Here is a 16,336-nt window from a genome sequence, read left to right on the forward strand (position 1 = left end):
CTTTTAGCTTTTTGAGAGCCTGTACTTTGCCATGCTGCTTTCATCACTCACAATGTTGAAGTAGCAATAACATAAATTCATTTTGTAAAATGACTAAGCCAAAAAAAGAGAATAATATTTCACATTTTACAATTGATTCTTACAGGTCGTTGATATCATCACCTGATTCTAATTCAAATAAAAAGTCGGACGAGAATTTTTTTGAATTATACCAACTAAAACAAATCACAGAAAATATTAAAAAGGACGAAATGCAGCCTTATAGGATGAAATTTAATATGGTTGCATTATATACGGCCGGAAAAATGAAGAATAAAATTGGATTTGATGATTTTGATTGTTCCAAATACTCTTTAAAATTTCTTCCTTATGAACAAATACAATCTTGGAAAATTGAACAAAAAATTGATGGCTATACCTGTTATTTTGATGATTTGTTTTTCAATAGTTATTTAAATGCTGATTTTCAACTAAATCAATCTCCATTATTTCAAATAGAAACGCCAGTTGTTTTACAATTAAATAGAAATAATTATCAGGAAATACTTTCTTTGTTTACAAAAATTGAACAACTCTTCTTGGAAGATTATTTAGTTAATCAAAAAATAATAAGGAATTATTTATTGATAATTTTTGAAATAGCTGAGCAAGCTTTTTACAAACATGATGCTATTCGATTATCAAAAAAATCAATAAGTGGCGAAACAGTAACGAAATACAAACAACTATTACAGAATCATTATAAAACGATTATCAAATATAATTCTATAGAACGTAAACCAGTTTCATACTTTGCTGAAAAACTTAATATTCATGCTAATTATTTAAATGAATGTGTAAAAAAAGAATACGGTAAAACAGCAAATGATTTGTTACTTGAAAAAATCTTGACCGAGGCAAAAATTTTGCTAATCACAACTTCCTACACGGTAGACCAAATTTCTGATATATTGGACTTTTCAAGTGCTTCGTACTTTAATCAATTTTTCAAAAAATTCACAAACTCTACACCTTTACAATTTAGAAAGGAGAAAAGTATTTGATTTTCTAAATTTCTCCTTTAATAATCTAAATTATTCTCGTCTATATTTTTTCATTTTTATGAAATGAAAAAAGCAGATACGCCTCAACAAATTACAAATCCTGAATTAGAAAATAAACTTCATCAGAAAATTATTCTTATTTCGGGAGCAGGAATGTTTTTGTCCACTTTGGATTCTGGAATAATAAATATTGCTTTGCCAAAATTTGTACAATATTTCCATACTAGCATTAGTATTGTTTCTTGGACGGTAACATTATATTTGATATTATTAGGTGTCTTTATATTAGCCTTTGGACAATTAGGAGATAAAATCGGTAAGTTAAAGATATATCAAATAGGTCTAGCTGTATTTTGTTTAGGTTCTATATTTTGTGCCATTTCTCCTTCTATTTTTTGGCTTATTATTGCACGTGGGATTCAAGGTATAGGGGCGTCCATGTTACAAGCAACTAGTGTCGCTATCCGGCAAGGAAAGTTTATAATGCCTCCATCGAAAAGTTTAATCCTAGTTGATCTCAGTATTAACAATGGCAAAATCACAAAAATAATGGCTGGCGGAAAAGGAATTAGCATGTTGTCTAAAACGATAGAGATTTAGGCATTCATGAAATTGTAAAAAAGAATAAAAATCTTGCCATTCACACTTAAAAAAAATCAAACATGAACTAAACCATGAATAATACATCCATTGAAAAAGCTATTGCAATTAAGTCAAAATTTTGATAACGGGTCATCATCCAATGAAGTGAATAAGTAGTTTTGTGCGTGAAATGTACTGTGTTTTTCATTAAATTGGCTTATCTTAAAGCAGATACTACAATATTATAGATGAATAAACTGATTGAGAAATATGTTCCACTTTCTCAAGAAGAGAAAGTGCTAATCATTGAGTTGTTTACAGAAATACATGTGAGTAAAAACGGCAAAGCTGTAAAAAACTAAATATTTCCAAACACAAAGAATTGGTGTGATTATTTTTGTAAATTACTGATTATCAATTTAATATTTCCAAAATTATATCAAGAAGATAGTCTTTGCATTTATTTCAATTGAACACACTGAAAATTTTTTTATTACTAAAACTTCAAAAAATAGCAAATTTCGGGTTTTACAATAAAGGTGTAGTTTTGACATTTGCAAGATAAAATTCAGAACGATGAACGAGCAACAACATATCAATTACAAAAGAATTGCTGAGGCAATTGATTATATCAAAGAAAACTTCAAAGACCAACCCAATCTTGATGAATTGGCGGAGCAAGTGCATTTGAGTCCGTTTCATTTTCAACGTTTGTTTAGCGAATGGGCAGGTACAACGCCCAAAAAATTCTTGCAATACATTAGCATCGAACACGCAAAAAAACTATTAACTGACAAACAAACGACACTTTTTGACGCTGCTTTGGAAACTGGGCTTTCTGGCACAGGACGTTTGCATGATTTATTTGTAAATATAGAGGGAATGACACCTGCTGAATACAAAAACGGTGGTAAAAATTTAAACATCAATTATAGCTTTTCGGACAGTTTATTTGGTTTTATTATCGTTGCTTCTACTTCAAAAGGTGTTTGTTATATGGCTTTTGAGGAGGATGAAGAAAAAGCATTCAATAAGCTTGAAGCAAAATTCCCGAATGCTGTATTTCAACAAAAAACCGATCTTTTTCAACAAAATGCGTTGTCCGTTTTTCAAAATGATTGGACTAAACCAAATGAAATAAAACTGCACTTAAAAGGAACTGATTTTCAATTAAAAGTATGGGAGATGCTTTTGAAAATTCCGATGGGGCAGCTTTCTACGTATGGTAGTATTGCAGATCAAATCGGTAATTCAAATGCTTTTCGAGCCGTTGGCACAGCGATTGGAAGCAATCCTGTTGCATTTATCATTCCTTGTCACAGAGTTATTCAATCTACGGGTAATTTGGGCGGTTATATGTGGGGAACTACTCGAAAAAGCGCTATTATTGGCTGGGAAAGTGCAAAAGTTGATATTTTGTAAACATAGCAAGTTTCGGGTTTCTTTTCACCTATAGCATTCCAATCTTTGTAATAGATTTTAAAACAAAAAACAATGCAACGATTTAAAGACAAATACGCACTTATTACGGGGGGAACTAACGGAATGGGATTTGCCACAGCACAGAAATTCATCGATGAAGGTGGTAAAGTAATCATTACAGGACGAAGTAATGAAACGGTAAGCAAAGCCGTAGAAAAATTAGATGAAAATTCTCATGGTATTGTGTCCAATGCAGGTAGCATGAATGACATTTTTAATTTGCAAGAACAAGTAAAACAATTCACAGACACGATTGATTTCTTATTTGTGAATGCGGGTTACGGAAGATTTTCCTCTATTGAAGCTGCAGACGAAAAGCATTTTGACGAGTTATTCAATATGTTAGTAAAAGGAAGTTTTTTTACGGTTCAGCAAATTTTACCTTTAATGAAAAATGGAAGTTCAATTGTCTTAAACACATCTTTTGTAACTGAAATTGGAACCCCAAATTTTTCGGTTTATTCCGCAGCAAAGTCAGCTGTGAAGTCTTTTATTAAAACATTTGCTTCCGAACTTACTGAAAAAGGTATTCGTGTCAACGGAATCAGTTCAGGGCATATCAAAACTAATATTTTCAATAATACAGGGTTAAATACGGAACAAATTGAGGGTGCAATTAAAAGCATTATTCCTACAATTCCATTCAAAAGATTGGGCGAGCCAACAGAAATTGCCAATGCGGTTTTTTTTCTTGCTTCGGATCAGGCTTCATACATTCATGGAACAGAATTAACAGTAGACGCAGGTATTTCGGTGATAAGATGATAACACAAAAATTACAAAATGCAGATTGGCAAAATATAACCGAAAAAATGCATGCAAACGGTTACGCCATTATTCAAAATCTGTTATCAGACGAACAATGCGAAACGCTGAAATCGGAATACAACAACTCAAAAGCTTACAGGAAAACGGTAGTTATGGAACGCTACCGTTTTGGTTTGGGCGAATACAAATATTTCAATTATCCTTTACCTGATATCATTCAACAAATCAGAACAAACGTTTATCCATACCTTGCCCCTATTGCAAACGCATGGTTTAATGCTTTGAATACCGAACCCTCTTAAATTCTAATTTAGATTGCGGCGTATATAACGTCATAATGCTGTCTTTCAAAACATATTTCGCTTTTAGGAAAGTTTGTTTTTTATTATCATTGTCGTCGGAAGTCGCTAATGTTACACTATCTTTTGTGAAAGTATATTTGCCATTAACATAATTGTTTTGCTCATTTTTTTTAATGATTTGAAAAGTTTGCATTGCTTCAAAATACAATTTATCTTCGTTTTCGACATTTTTCCAAGCCCCATAAAAAGGCGTTTTTCCCATGTATTTGTTTTTCAAAGTAATGGCTAAGCAAGCGAAGCCAATAAATACCAAAGGAATGTAAACAAATTTAGCCTTGCTTATTTTGTTTAACCAATTTGGAAAATCTTCCTTGTCAAATAATGGTGGTTCTTGTACAAAATATTTGAGTAATGTTTTGTAATCGGAGAAAAAGACAAAAAGCGCCATAAGGGTCAATGTAACTGCCATTCCCTTTGCTCCTTCAATGTCGTATGCGAAATCCATTAACAAAATATTGATCATAAAGGTCAGATACAACACAATTCCGATTCGGGTTGTCTTTTTGAAGAATAAAAGTAACGCACTAATGATTTGCGTAAAAGCGATAACCACACCGTACCAATAAGAATATCCAAAGTAAAACCACGTCAATTGAAAGCCTGTCAATGTTCCAACAGGTTTGTCGTAAACGCTTGGTTGAGCGGTAAATTGCGTTTCGAATATTTTAGCTGAGGCATAAGAGATAATAATTGTCGCTAAAAAATATCTGCAAAAAGTATAGAGTAACGCATGGATTTTCTTCCAATTCATAATGTAGAGGCTTTAATTAATAATTACTTTACAAAGCTAAAACATCGATTAATACTAGAATTGTATAAATGGAAACCTCTTAGAACTTGTTTAAAAATTTATTGATAAAATATTAAACATGTTCTTAAAAAAATAACCAAATATTTTCTTTTTCGGTATCTACGTTTTTAAAGAATGTATTGGGCTTTATAGCCGTCAAATCTTTAAAGCTTCTTATAAAATGTGATTGATCATAAAAGCTATTTTGCGAAAGTTCTGTGAAGTTTTTGCTTTCCTTTTGTTGAATAATTGACTGACGAAATTTGTGTATTTTTCGGTATTCAGACAAAGATTTACCAACATGATTTTTAAAAACTTTGTTCAAATATTGTCTGCTAATCTCGTGCTGTTCGGCAATTTCTTGAATGCTAAAATCATCTTCGATAGATAAAAGAATGCTTTCGACAAGTTTGAAATCTTTATTTTGAAGTTTTGAAACGAGATAGTTTTCTAGAATTTCAATTTTATCTTCTAAAGAAGAATTAAAAATATTGAGTAAAACCTCATCAAAATCAGGAAACAACTTAAAATCAACATTTATCTCTTTTGAAAAAATAATGTCCGTTTCATTTGTAAAATAATTGATTCCTAAAGGTTTAAAGTAAATCGTTAACTCATTGATTAATTGCTTATAATGAATCAGAATTGGCTTCGTATACTTCGGAACAAGGCTCGTCAAAAGGTTTTCGGTTTCCGATAATTGTATGCTAACATGATTGTCATTAACTTGAACATCAATATTTTGATTGCACGTAAAAACTACGTAGTTATTAGGAAACGTCCAATACTTGATATCATTGATGTTTTCGTCTTCCGAAATAAAATAATATCCCTCGATATATTTGGCTAGAATTGGATTTTGGGTTTTATAAAAATGAATATTCATGATTTGACTATCAACATTGAAAAACTTCTTCTACATTCGAAAAACGCGCACTCCGTTTTGATTGATTAAAACTAAATTGGCTTTCTAAAATTAGGCTTTGCAAAAATACAAAATAACCAATTCTTAATTTTCATCACTTCTTTTCCTCTTCAATATCCTTTTTTATTCTTTCCGTAATATCAATTTTCGCGTTGGTAAAGGAGAAAATGGAGGTTTTATACTCTCGAGAATATGGATTTGTAATAGAATCTGCAATAACAGAATGCTGAAAAAATGGCGATGTTTCTTTTAATTCATCTTCGCGTTCGGAGGCATTTTTTACACGAATTAAATTCTCATATTTTTTACTCAAATCAATCCAATTAATATAATCAGCACTAAATGAAACGGCGTGCAACTGCTTTTTTGTATAAAAATTAATTGCACCAGCTTGTCCATAATTATCACATAAAATCAAGGTGTTTTTATGATTTGGAATTGTTGCATAAACGCTATCAACTTTTCTAGCAAGCTCTTTCCAACCCAGCATATCGGCAAAATCTTGTGGCAATTGATGTTCTTTGCCGTCTTCCCAAGTTAACATTCCGAATTTTCGATATTTTTCTTGGTGATTTACGATGTATTCTGGACTCTTATTCGGAAAAGCGATAAGATAAGTAGGAATAAAACAAGCGATTGACAAAATGATGACGATTGGTTTTAAAACCTTTCCAGCCTTATTTTCCAAAAGATTGGCAATATACACAGAACCAAAAGCAAAATAAATAGGATAAACTCCGATGGCATAGTAATCTTTGGCTTTCAGAAATAAGAAAATACCAATAGTAATAATGAATGACCAAAAGAATAAACGATATTTTTTAAATTCTTGATATTTTAATAACGCAAAAAGCCCAATAAAAATCACCACGAAAGTTCCGAGAAAAAATACAAACTGTGATCGTACAAAACTCCAACGATTAACGTTGATCAATTGTGTATCCGAAAGTTCCTTCATATGTCGAAGCACAGGAAAGTCGTTATTAACCTGCCAAATAAGGTTGGGCAAAATAAGGAAAAATGCCAAAGCAGCTGCTAAATAAAGATTCTTGTTGGTGAAGATTTTTCTTTCCTTTGTTAGAAGTATCGCAGGAAGAATTCCTAAAATCAGAAAAATAATATTGTATTTATTCAAAAAGCCAAATGCAAAGCTTAAGCCTATTAAATACAAGTATTTTGACTTATTGCTGTTCAAATATTTAATGACGAAATAATACAACAACGTCCAACAAAGAACATCCAAAGAATTGGGTTGATACAAAATATTGAGCCTAAATAAAACCGAAAACGTAACGCAACTAGCACCCAAAATAAGTGCGAAAAGATTACCTTTCAGTTCTTCAATAGTTTTCCAAACACCCACAATGGTAAGAGCACCAAAAAGGCAAGGAAAAAATTTAATCCAAAAAACAGAGTTTCCAAAAAGTTGAATAATGTACGAAATCCAAGATGTTACAGGTGGCACCGACAAATATCCAAAAGCTAAGTGATTGGCTTGGTCTAAGTGAAGATATTCATCTCTTTGCAGTTCATAATCAGGACTAATCAGCGAATATTGAATGAGAAATTTGATTAGGATAAAGCATAATAAGATAATCTTGTTCTTCATGGCGCTTGTTTATCATTTAGACAACATTTTATCTCAATTTGTTACAAATATTTGAAATAAAAAATCGCTCTTTAATCCAAATCTTTAGCTTTTACAAAATTAGTAAAAAGACGAATTCAAAGTATTTTAAAGAATTAAAAGAGCTAAAATAACCTGTCATTTATTTTACCAAATTTTAAGTTAAAGCTAATTTACAAAAGCAAAGCAGCCCAATTTAATGTATAAAAAAAGAAATCCCTTTCGTAAATTTGCAAAAACATTACAGCTCTTTTCCTTTTAAATCGAATGTTTGGAATCAAATTGTATTAGAGAAGCAACCTTAAAATCAAAAATCACATGACAACATTACAATATAGAAATGCTAATATATCGGATTTGCCCCGAATTGTAGAAATTTACAACACTACTGTTTCTTCAGGGATGGTAACTGCTGATACAACGCCAGTTTCGGTTGAGAGCAGACAAAAATGGTTTCACGAGCACAACTCTAGCAATCGTCCACTTTGGGTTATCGAAAACGACGCGCAGGAAATCATTGGATGGGTCAGTTTTCAGTCTTTTTATGGGCGTCCTGCTTATGATGCAACCGTCGAGATAAGCATTTATATGGACGAAAACCAAAGAGGCAAAGGACTTGGCAAACAAGTTTTACAATATTGCATTGATGCGGCTCCCAATTTAGGTATAAAAACCTTGCTGGGTTTTATTTTCTCACATAATGAACCAAGCTTAAAACTATTCAGATATTTTGGATTCGAAGATTGGGCAACTCTTCCAAACATAGCATTACTCAAGGGAGAAGAATATGGCTTGAAAATATTAGGCAAACGCGTTGCTTTATAAAATTGAATTTAAAAACCAACCCAAATATTAAATTATAAACAGTTTGGTTATATTTCGAAACTCGTTATAGACCAAAATCCGTTTGAAATTATAACTTAACCAAATGACTCCTAGAAAGTTATTAATCACTAATCTTGTCTTGTAGGTTTGGCTTTGATTAAGATTTTCGAGAGAAACAATTACTGTATCTTCAAAATTATTTAATTGAAGCAGAAGATTTAAAAACAGGTTTCGATAGACAAATGGATTTTGTTGTAAAGGAGATTGGAAAAGGCTAGAAGTAGTTTTGTAATGTGTTTTTTTGACTTGAAAAATAGAATATAATTTTTTAAAAAATGAAAATTTTAGCCTTTATTGGGAGTGCGACCCAAAATTCTTCAAATCTAAAGTTGGTAGAATCTATCAAAGCGCTAATGCCACATTTTGAAATCGAGGTTATTAATAATCTTTCGGATTTACCGCATTTTGACACCGAACTTACCACCGAAAATACACCAGAAATAGTAGAAGTTTTCCGTGAGAAAATTGAAAATGCCGATGGAATAATTTTTTCGACGCCAGAATATATTTTTAGTATTCCGAGTCGTTTAAAAAACCTTTTGGAATGGTGTGTTTCGACGACAATTTTTGACGAAAAACCAGTTTCAATTATTACTGCTTCGGCTAGTGGCGAAAAAGGTCATGAAGAACTAAATTTAATTCTTAAAACCCTTGGCGCAAATATTAATGACAATGATTGTCTTTTAATAAAAGGAATTAAAGGTCGTTTTGATGAAAATGGATTGATGAATGCCGATTTGGAAAAACAGATTAAACAAATCATGTTTAACTTTAATAATAGTCTTGAAAATTGCTTGAGGAAGTAAAATATTTTTTATCTTAACTATCAGAAAATATAATAAGTTATGTCAAAAGTTTTTTCAACTTTTATTTGTTTAGCAGTATGTTTCAGCTGTGATAGCAAAGACAAAAAGCCGCTGCCGACAACTGAGGAGGCTACAATCACAACAATTAAAGAATCGGAGGATACGAAAGTTAATACTAATGAGATTACGGCAATACTTAATCTCCCGACAACCAGATATACACAGGTATTAGATGATTATAAATTCAATCTTCCATTCAATTATAGAGTCAATGAACTATCCACAGAGAATACTCCAAATCATTATTTTAAAATGTGCTGGAAAGTAAAACCTGACTTCGAAATTGACAGTCAATCTGAGGGTTTTAGAAGATTCCAAGTCTATAATTTTATAGACATAATACCGTTTTCGTCTGACCAAGGCGAGTTTTATATCTTCAAGAAAAACAATTCTTCTGACGTTAAGATTGAGGATTTCATCAAACCTGCTGACAAAGTAATTTACAAAGACAACAACAGCGCAATCTATATAATTGATGGTAAATACAAGGCAATATATTTTGACTATTTAGCTGATAAGAAAGAATATATCTTGTTTTCTAGCGATTCTCCTTTTTGGAATATTCGGCCTGAGCTAAGTCCAGATTTAGAAGTTAATCAATTAATTTATCATTTAAGAATGGCTAAAAATGTGCTTAAACCAATTACTTCTCAAACGCAAAATTGGTCAATGTACAAATCTCAATTGTCAAAATTAGAAAATAGTTTTTTTGAAAAATTGAATACCGAAGTTGTTAACGCTTATAAATCTGACCCAAATCGAGAGAGTTTTTCTCCTGCTGACGCAGGGAATACGAAATATTATAGTGTTTTCAAAACTAATCAAAAAATGGAGGACGTTTGGAAAAAGCTTAGCACAATCTCTCCAAATACAAAGCTTAAGATTAATGAAAACGATTTTAAGTATCTGTTTGATAATGATTTTAGATTTTTCTACTCCGAAAATTGCAAACTTGTTTCTAAGACTGACAAAAGTCTAATCTATCAGAGAGGCGACGCACAAGCTTTTTGTTTGATTAGTAAATCAAAGTCGGGCAACTATTTTATTTTTAAGGAATTTCCGGAACTTCAGCAAATGCCTGCTAATTATTATCAAAACGAAATTAATTTTTACAAAGAATTGTTTGAAAATAGTTTTTAATATATTAAAAAAAGTATGGGAAACCGCAGCTATTTGTATTTGAAAAATCCAAAAAGGGAAAACTATCTTTTTGAAGCTAACAATGCTTTACCATTTTTTTGGGTGACATTTTTGGATAAAAATATCATTGAACAAAATAAGCAAGATTGGAAAAAACTTGTTGAATTTGAGAAAAATCACAGCGAAGAAGAAGCCGAAGACTATTTAGAAAAAAAATCGCCCAGTTTTAAAATTGATTTGCCAACTTTTGAAAAGAATGTGAATAGGAGTCGGGTTTTTCTCCGAAAGAATTATCCCAGCGTTTTTCCGCTCTATAGTGATTTTGTAGATTTTATAAAATCAAAATTCGAAACGGACGATTATTTGGAGCTTAATATTTGGGAATTTTTCGGTTTTTATAATTCTGAGGATGAGCTTTTTCAAGAACTTGAAAATGAGATTAACGCCATTGAAACAGATAAAGCTGGTGAACTCAGATTTCTTATTGTTGAAGATTTAATCGGACAAGGAACTGGTTTTGACATGACTACTGATGGAGAATTTTCAAAACTTGAATCCTATCAAAAAACGCTTGACAAAAGGTATATTCCAAAGATAAAAGAGGAACAAAAATTTAGTAAAAAATCGCTCATCATTAGTATTGTTATTTTATTAATCTGTCCACTTTTTTCGATTTATGTTATTAAAACTTTTCCCAAAGATGGATTTAGCGCACAGCTTGTAGTAACAGCCATCGCAAATATTGGTTTTTATATTTTTGCAATCTGGTCAATTTTTGGGGAGATTAAAGCCTATAAAATTTCAAAATAATGTAATATCATAATATTTTTTGCCCTTCATGCTGCAGGTTTTCAAATTAATTTTGAGAATAATCGGAATATGAAATTGTCAACTTGTTAGATGAAAACGAACATTATATTGACTTTGAGAAAATCTTCTTTAAAACAAACGATGCTGTTACTTAACGCAAACAAGAAGTTTTGGAAACAACTTCGAATAATGAATAAAAGAGCACTTAAAACTATTAAATAAAAACACATGAAAAAATTAGCCTATATATTCGGATCCTTTTTAATTCTCCATTCTTGTGATAAAAAAGCTGAGAATCAAGTGTCAAATTCCGAACATAAGAATATTGAAAAAATCAGCAATGAAGATGATCTTGCTAATATTGAAAAAAACGGAAAGTCTTTCTACGATTGGTATTTTAAGAACGAGTTTCCCAATTGTGATGTTATCAAAGATAAAGATGGAATGTCCAAACTTGACACACTTTCTTATTTTACCGAATTGAGAAAATTGGGTACGGTTTCCGAAAAACTAATAATAAAAGAGCGAAAAAGATTATCTGGTTGTGCTGCTTTTATTTCCACTCTTAAGTATTCGGATTATGAAAATTCCGAAGCTTATGATTATGACAAGGAATGTCCAGATATGTATTATATGTACTGGCTAAAAAGTCAAGAGACGCCAGATGGATTTGTTACTAAAAATGTAAAAAAGATTAATGACAATTCTGCATCCGTTGATATCTATGAAACTTATAAACAGAACAATTCGCAATCACCTTTGTCAACTGTAATTTTAGAAAAAGAAAACAATACTTGGAAAATCGTCGATATTAAATTTATTGACAGGGAATGAGTTTAAAGTATAAATCTCAAGACTATATTTTGTTTTCTATTTTTGCAAAAATACTTCAATCAAGACCATGAATAATCAAAACATTTTTCGAACCTTTAAACCTCAAGATTTGCAGGTTCAGAAGTATGTTGACTATTATTATTTGGACATAAAACCAGAAAATATCATCACCGAATACGAGTGTTTTCCGCATTATAATAATACAATTTCGTTGTACAAATCACATAATCGGCTTGATATTGCTGATATGAAATTTCTCGAAATCGCGAAGCCAATTCAAATATTTACGCCAGTTCGCGAGAAAGTTTTGAATGTAAAACAAACGGGAAAAGTCCATCGGATTGTTATTGTTTTTAAAGCTTTCGGGATTAATCAATTTTATAAAAACATTGATTTTAGCACAATTATTCATTATTATAGTTTTTTTACGGATTCAGAAATTCAGGATTTGTTATCATCTGAAGATGTGGAGATTATTACAAAATATTTGGACCGTTTTCTTCTTTTGAGATTTCAAGAAATTAGCAATCCTATTATCGAAAAAAGTCTTATTTCCATTTTCGAGAATACTGAAAATTTCAATGTAGAAAAGCTTTCTAAAGAACTTGGGATTAGTAGAAAACATATTAATCGTGTTTTTAAACAAAATATAGGCGTTCCTATTAAGAAGTTTCATCAGATTGTAGCATTTCGAAAAACAGTGGAGAAAAAGTTACATCAAAATTCGGTGGAGAATTTCACACAAATTGCGCACGAATTTCAATTTTTTGATCAATCACATTTTAATAAAGTTTACAAAAATTTCACCAACAATTCGCCGAAAGCCTTTTTCAATAAAGCTTCATTGCTGGGACAAGAAGACATCGTTTGGCATTTGAAAGACTAAGATGTCCCATTTTTACAATTACTGGTTATTCATTTTATCTATTTTCGAATAAAATTTTAAAATGAAAAATCTCTTTATATCGACACTTTTATTAAGTTCTGTTTTTTGCTTATCTCAATCTTATGAAAGTGAAATGTCAGCGGCTGACAATTTTATAAAAAATAAAGATTATTGCAGTGCTGTTAAAGTTTTCGAGAAAAATCTAAAGCAGGATAAAAGCTCTAATTTCGAATATTATTATGCCTCGGTTTCCGCAATTAATTGTAATAATGATAAACTCGCTTTGACTTGGCTGGAAGAAGCCGTAAATAAAGGACTTGGCATGAAAGAAGGTGAGGTGGACTATTTGGAAAAAGATCCAAATTTTGAAAAAGTCCATGATACCGAAGCGTGGAAGCAAATTATATCTTCCATTAAAGCTAATCTTGCAAAGAAAAAAGACGATTGGATAAAATTAATTTCTCAAAATGCGCTTCCGGCAAACAAAACGTCAAAGCATTTTCAAAAAGCAAATGCTGGTTATGCCTTATATTTATCAAAAGCTGGCACCGAAAATGTTCCTTACTTGGTTTTTGTTCCCAAAACCTATGATGAAAAAAAGGCAAGTCGAGCAGTGGTTTTTCTCCATGGTGGTGTTGTAAGCATTTCTGACTATTATTATGATAAACCAGATGTGGTTACGGAACCGATTTTTAAATTTGGTGAGGACGAAAATACCATCATTATTTATCCTTTTGCGAAAAAAGATTTTGGTTGGGTCAATCAAATCGAAGCTTTTAAGAATGTTGTGGCGATTACCAAAGAGGTTGAAAAAAAATATAATATCGACAAAAACAAAATTGTACTTGGTGGAATGTCAAATGGTGGAACGGCGACATTTTGGTTTGCGACACAGCCCAATATGCCTTACAGTGGCTACTTTGCAGTTTCGGCAACACCGAAGTTAAAAGTTGAAAATGTAGATTTTAAAAAGATTTCAAAATCCTTTTATTCCATTAATGCCAAAGATGATGATATTTTTAAGTATGATGAAGTTCACCAAATTTATGAACAAAACAAAAATAAAAATTGGCATTTCGAAACTCAGGAAACTGGCGGTCACGGCTTAATTTATAACGAAAATGGTGGAGAAATTTTGACTGACATTATTCGTAAAACAATGAAGTAGAAAAAATATTTAAATTTTAGAAAAATAGAACCTCAGTAAACCGAAATTTATTGAGGTTTTTATATTTTTGAAAAGTTTTTAAATGACCTCATTCAATATATCAAAAAGTTACAATGCAAAGGACGATAAAACTAAAAACGGTTTTAGAATATGATCAAGACCTTGTTTGGAAGGCGGTTACAGACTCAAAACTTTTGGGAACTTGGTTTATGGAAAATGATTTTGAACCTGTTTTGGGACGTGAGTTTACATTTAGAATGAAACCTCAAAAAGGTTGGGATGGCATCACGCATTGTCAAGTTCTTAAAATTCAGCCACAAGCGTTTTTATCTTACACGTATCGTGGCGAAGCTACAGGCGAAAAAGCTTTAGCCTGCGCAGGTGTACATTCTGATGCTGCTGATAAATTAACAAAGGGGATTTTTGCTAAATTGGATACTATTTTAAGTTTTAGTCTTGAACCCACTTGTGGTGGAACAATTTTAACAATGAAACAATCGGGTTACAAAGGTTTAAAATTCGTGTTGATAAGCTATATTATGCAAATGGGTTGGAAAAAGCAGTTACGCATAAAATTACCAAAACTATTGGCGCAATTGTCAGAAAACAAATAATAATGAATTTGTTATCCCAATTTTATCTTGTTGTTTTCAGCGTCTTTTAGTATTAAAACATTTTATTCTTTTATTTAAATATGAAAATTTTAAGCATCTTTTTTCTTTTTGTTTCTGTGTTTTTTTTCTCACAGAGTCAAAGGTTTATGTACGAATATAGTTACCGTTTAGACTCGCTTCATAAAGACAAAGTCGAAAAAGAAATTATGAATCTTGATATTACAAAAAGCGGCTCTAACTTTTATAGTGCTCTTCTCGTATCTCGCGATTCTCTTTTGCATGCGCAAATAGAAAGAGGTCGTGCCTCAAAATCGATCGTTTTGGATGCCACAAGCCTTAGAAGATCGAAAGCGAATTTTAGAATTTCTAAGATGTATCCTTCTTTTGAAACTTTTTATCATACTTCCATTAATGCTGATAATTTCTCAATAAAAGAATTGAACAAAATTTCTTGGAAAATTCTTCCAGACACGATGAGTATTGAGGGATTTAAGTCTCAAAAAGCGACCACAGAATTTGGAGGAAGAAAATGGACAGCTTGGTTTACATCTGTGATTCCGATTCAGGATGGTCCTTATAAATTTGCTAATCTTCCAGGTCTTATTTTAAATGTTGCAGATGATAAAGGTGATCATAATTTTAAGTTCGTAGGAAGTCAAAAAATTAGCGAAGAACCAGCCATTATGGAATTGAAAAGACAAGAAATATCGATTAGCAAAGAAAAGTTTAATCAGTATTGGAACGAGTATAAAAAAGATCCAGCCAAAGTCATAAAGCTTCTCCATGGAAATTCTGAAATGTCGGAAACCATTTTTATGGGACCAAATGGAAGTCCATTAACAAAGCAAGATTTGATAAAGCGAAAAGAAGAGGGTGCGAAGGCTTATTTCAAAAATTACAACAACTTTATTGAGTTAGATTATTATAAGTAAGTTTGAGGAAAATCGCTGATTCACTATTGTAAGAAGTCCTCAATAAGGGATTTAAAGTTCCCCTGTTACATCATAAAAATAAACTACTATTTCCAATCAAAAAAATCATAACATTTTAATATTACAAATCATTTGTTGATTTTATATTTGTCTTTTAAGCACCTGCCTTTTTACGCGATAAATGATGTGAAATTAAGATTAAGAAAAAAACTTAAAAAATAATTTGGTCAATATCTAAAAGCTTTATATATTTGCACCACTCAAAACAACGACACAATCGCTGTTTTGGAGAGATGGCAGAGTGGTCGATTGCGGTAGTCTTGAAAACTATTGACTGTAACAGGTCCGGGGGTTCGAATCCCTCTCTCTCCGCAGAATTACAAGAAACCTAGAACAAAAGTTCTAGGTTTTTTTTGTGATTAAAAAGTAGGAGCTTTAACAGATAGAATTATACTGTAACTTTTCACTTAAATAATTAAATCGGATCAAGAACAAAACCTGGGGACTAAGCAAAAAGATTGGATAATCTAAATAGAAAAAAGGATCTATCTTTTACGCCGCGAAGTTGTAATCTGAAGTTTTTGATTTTGGCATTGAAACTTTCTGCTGAAGCATTTGTGCT

The 16,336-nt window shown here is 31.5% G+C and carries 17 protein-coding genes, 1 tRNA gene and 1 pseudogene; 15 read left to right on the plus strand and 4 right to left on the minus strand.

Features of this window, described 5'->3' with window-relative positions:
* The first annotated feature begins 89 nt into the window (after nt 1–89).
* The 5 genes from Q1V95_RS04295 (at nt 90) to Q1V95_RS04315 (ending at nt 4,177) form a co-directional block, all read left to right on the plus strand.
* Entirely contained in the window at nt 90–1,043 is a 954-nt protein-coding gene (locus Q1V95_RS04295; protein ID WP_300670687.1) for a helix-turn-helix domain-containing protein, read from the plus strand.
* A gap of 63 nt (nt 1,044–1,106) precedes the next feature.
* Complete coding sequence (locus Q1V95_RS04300; RefSeq protein WP_300670688.1) at nt 1,107–1,643, plus strand: MFS transporter; 537 nt, start codon at nt 1,107–1,109, stop codon at nt 1,641–1,643.
* Nucleotides 1,644–2,201: 558 nt separating this feature from the next.
* A complete protein-coding gene (locus Q1V95_RS04305) occupies nt 2,202–3,047 on the plus strand; it encodes a methylated-DNA--[protein]-cysteine S-methyltransferase (protein ID WP_300670691.1) in 846 nt (281 codons plus the stop codon).
* Nucleotides 3,048–3,119: 72 nt separating this feature from the next.
* Nucleotides 3,120–3,872 (plus strand): SDR family oxidoreductase, encoded by a 753-nt coding sequence (locus Q1V95_RS04310; protein ID WP_300670694.1) that lies wholly within the window; start codon nt 3,120–3,122, stop codon nt 3,870–3,872.
* The gene (locus Q1V95_RS04315) at nt 3,869–4,177 is read left to right on the plus strand and encodes a 2OG-Fe(II) oxygenase (RefSeq protein WP_366143266.1); all 309 of its coding nucleotides are present in this window, start codon (nt 3,869–3,871) and stop codon (nt 4,175–4,177) included. Before Q1V95_RS04310 ends, Q1V95_RS04315 begins: the two co-directional genes overlap by 4 nt.
* On the opposite strand, the gene Q1V95_RS04320 is transcribed toward Q1V95_RS04315, so the two are convergent.
* From Q1V95_RS04320 to Q1V95_RS04330, 3 genes are all read right to left on the minus strand, one after another.
* The gene (locus Q1V95_RS04320; protein WP_300670697.1) at nt 4,149–4,988 is read right to left on the minus strand and encodes a hypothetical protein; all 840 of its coding nucleotides are present in this window, start codon (nt 4,986–4,988) and stop codon (nt 4,149–4,151) included. The genes Q1V95_RS04315 and Q1V95_RS04320 overlap by 29 nt on opposite strands.
* 124 nt (nt 4,989–5,112) lie before the next feature.
* A complete protein-coding gene (locus Q1V95_RS04325) occupies nt 5,113–5,913 on the minus strand; it encodes an AraC family transcriptional regulator (RefSeq protein WP_300670699.1) in 801 nt (266 codons plus the stop codon).
* Between the two features lie 133 nt (nt 5,914–6,046).
* Nucleotides 6,047–7,561: a glycosyltransferase family 39 protein gene (locus Q1V95_RS04330; RefSeq protein WP_300670701.1), complete on the minus strand. Its 1,515-nt coding sequence runs from the start codon at nt 7,559–7,561 to the stop codon at nt 6,047–6,049.
* Between the two features lie 336 nt (nt 7,562–7,897).
* On the opposite strand from Q1V95_RS04330, the gene Q1V95_RS04335 reads away from it, so the two are divergent.
* The 10 genes from Q1V95_RS04335 (at nt 7,898) to Q1V95_RS04380 (ending at nt 16,086) form a co-directional block, all read left to right on the plus strand.
* Nucleotides 7,898–8,404 carry a GNAT family N-acetyltransferase gene (locus Q1V95_RS04335; protein ID WP_300670704.1) on the plus strand — a complete coding sequence of 169 codons (507 nt, stop codon included), beginning with the start codon at nt 7,898–7,900 and terminating at the stop codon, nt 8,402–8,404.
* A 335-nt stretch (nt 8,405–8,739) separates the two neighbouring features.
* Complete coding sequence (locus tag Q1V95_RS04340; RefSeq protein ID WP_300670706.1) at nt 8,740–9,270, plus strand: NADPH-dependent FMN reductase; 531 nt, start codon at nt 8,740–8,742, stop codon at nt 9,268–9,270.
* 39 nt (nt 9,271–9,309) lie between these two features.
* A complete protein-coding gene (locus tag Q1V95_RS04345; protein ID WP_300670709.1) occupies nt 9,310–10,470 on the plus strand; it encodes a hypothetical protein in 1,161 nt (386 codons plus the stop codon).
* A gap of 15 nt (nt 10,471–10,485) precedes the next feature.
* On the plus strand, nt 10,486–11,280 hold the full coding sequence (locus tag Q1V95_RS04350) for a hypothetical protein (RefSeq protein ID WP_300670711.1): 795 nt from the start codon (nt 10,486–10,488) through the stop codon (nt 11,278–11,280).
* Nucleotides 11,281–11,508: 228 nt separating this feature from the next.
* A complete protein-coding gene (locus Q1V95_RS04355; protein WP_300670714.1) occupies nt 11,509–12,114 on the plus strand; it encodes a hypothetical protein in 606 nt (201 codons plus the stop codon).
* Nucleotides 12,115–12,181: 67 nt separating this feature from the next.
* A complete protein-coding gene (locus Q1V95_RS04360) occupies nt 12,182–13,000 on the plus strand; it encodes a helix-turn-helix domain-containing protein (RefSeq protein ID WP_300670716.1) in 819 nt (272 codons plus the stop codon).
* 61 nt (nt 13,001–13,061) lie between these two features.
* Nucleotides 13,062–14,168 (plus strand): prolyl oligopeptidase family serine peptidase, encoded by a 1,107-nt coding sequence (locus tag Q1V95_RS04365; protein WP_300670752.1) that lies wholly within the window; start codon nt 13,062–13,064, stop codon nt 14,166–14,168.
* Between the two features lie 113 nt (nt 14,169–14,281).
* On the plus strand, nt 14,282–14,782 hold the full coding sequence (locus Q1V95_RS04370) for an SRPBCC domain-containing protein (protein ID WP_300670753.1): 501 nt from the start codon (nt 14,282–14,284) through the stop codon (nt 14,780–14,782).
* 80 nt (nt 14,783–14,862) lie between these two features.
* The gene (locus Q1V95_RS04375; protein WP_300670756.1) at nt 14,863–15,714 is read left to right on the plus strand and encodes a GLPGLI family protein; all 852 of its coding nucleotides are present in this window, start codon (nt 14,863–14,865) and stop codon (nt 15,712–15,714) included.
* A gap of 287 nt (nt 15,715–16,001) precedes the next feature.
* Nucleotides 16,002–16,086, plus strand: a tRNA-Ser gene (locus tag Q1V95_RS04380).
* A 133-nt stretch (nt 16,087–16,219) separates the two neighbouring features.
* On the opposite strand, the pseudogene Q1V95_RS16285 reads toward Q1V95_RS04380, so the two are convergent.
* Nucleotides 16,220–16,336: pseudogene (locus tag Q1V95_RS16285) on the minus strand (DDE transposase); the annotation flags it as partial.

The organism is Soonwooa sp., from assembly GCF_030151385.1.
In the GTDB taxonomy this organism is placed as follows: Bacteria; Bacteroidota; Bacteroidia; order Flavobacteriales; family Weeksellaceae; genus Soonwooa.

Bases quoted from the DNA above. Each gene is read 5' to 3' on its own strand.
- Q1V95_RS04370 (WP_300670753.1), top strand. From the start codon at position 14,282: ATGCAAAGGACGATAAAACTAAAAACGGTTTTAGAATATGATCAAGAC.
- Q1V95_RS04360 (WP_300670716.1), top strand. From the start codon at position 12,182: ATGAATAATCAAAACATTTTTCGAACCTTTAAACCTCAAGATTTGCAG.
- Q1V95_RS04335 (WP_300670704.1), top strand. From the start codon at position 7,898: ATGACAACATTACAATATAGAAATGCTAATATATCGGATTTGCCCCGA.
- Q1V95_RS04315 (WP_366143266.1), top strand. From the start codon at position 3,869: ATGATAACACAAAAATTACAAAATGCAGATTGGCAAAATATAACCGAA.
- Q1V95_RS04365 (WP_300670752.1), top strand. From the start codon at position 13,062: ATGAAAAATCTCTTTATATCGACACTTTTATTAAGTTCTGTTTTTTGC.
- Q1V95_RS04300 (WP_300670688.1), top strand. From the start codon at position 1,107: ATGAAAAAAGCAGATACGCCTCAACAAATTACAAATCCTGAATTAGAA.
- Q1V95_RS04355 (WP_300670714.1), top strand. From the start codon at position 11,509: ATGAAAAAATTAGCCTATATATTCGGATCCTTTTTAATTCTCCATTCT.
- Q1V95_RS04330 (WP_300670701.1), bottom strand. From the start codon at position 7,561: ATGAAGAACAAGATTATCTTATTATGCTTTATCCTAATCAAATTTCTC.
- Q1V95_RS04375 (WP_300670756.1), top strand. From the start codon at position 14,863: ATGAAAATTTTAAGCATCTTTTTTCTTTTTGTTTCTGTGTTTTTTTTC.
- Q1V95_RS04320 (WP_300670697.1), bottom strand. From the start codon at position 4,988: ATGAATTGGAAGAAAATCCATGCGTTACTCTATACTTTTTGCAGATAT.
- Q1V95_RS04310 (WP_300670694.1), top strand. From the start codon at position 3,120: ATGCAACGATTTAAAGACAAATACGCACTTATTACGGGGGGAACTAAC.
- Q1V95_RS04325 (WP_300670699.1), bottom strand. From the start codon at position 5,913: ATGAATATTCATTTTTATAAAACCCAAAATCCAATTCTAGCCAAATAT.
- Q1V95_RS04295 (WP_300670687.1), top strand. From the start codon at position 90: ATGACTAAGCCAAAAAAAGAGAATAATATTTCACATTTTACAATTGAT.
- Q1V95_RS04345 (WP_300670709.1), top strand. From the start codon at position 9,310: ATGTCAAAAGTTTTTTCAACTTTTATTTGTTTAGCAGTATGTTTCAGC.
- Q1V95_RS04350 (WP_300670711.1), top strand. From the start codon at position 10,486: ATGGGAAACCGCAGCTATTTGTATTTGAAAAATCCAAAAAGGGAAAAC.
- Q1V95_RS04305 (WP_300670691.1), top strand. From the start codon at position 2,202: ATGAACGAGCAACAACATATCAATTACAAAAGAATTGCTGAGGCAATT.
- Q1V95_RS04340 (WP_300670706.1), top strand. From the start codon at position 8,740: ATGAAAATTTTAGCCTTTATTGGGAGTGCGACCCAAAATTCTTCAAAT.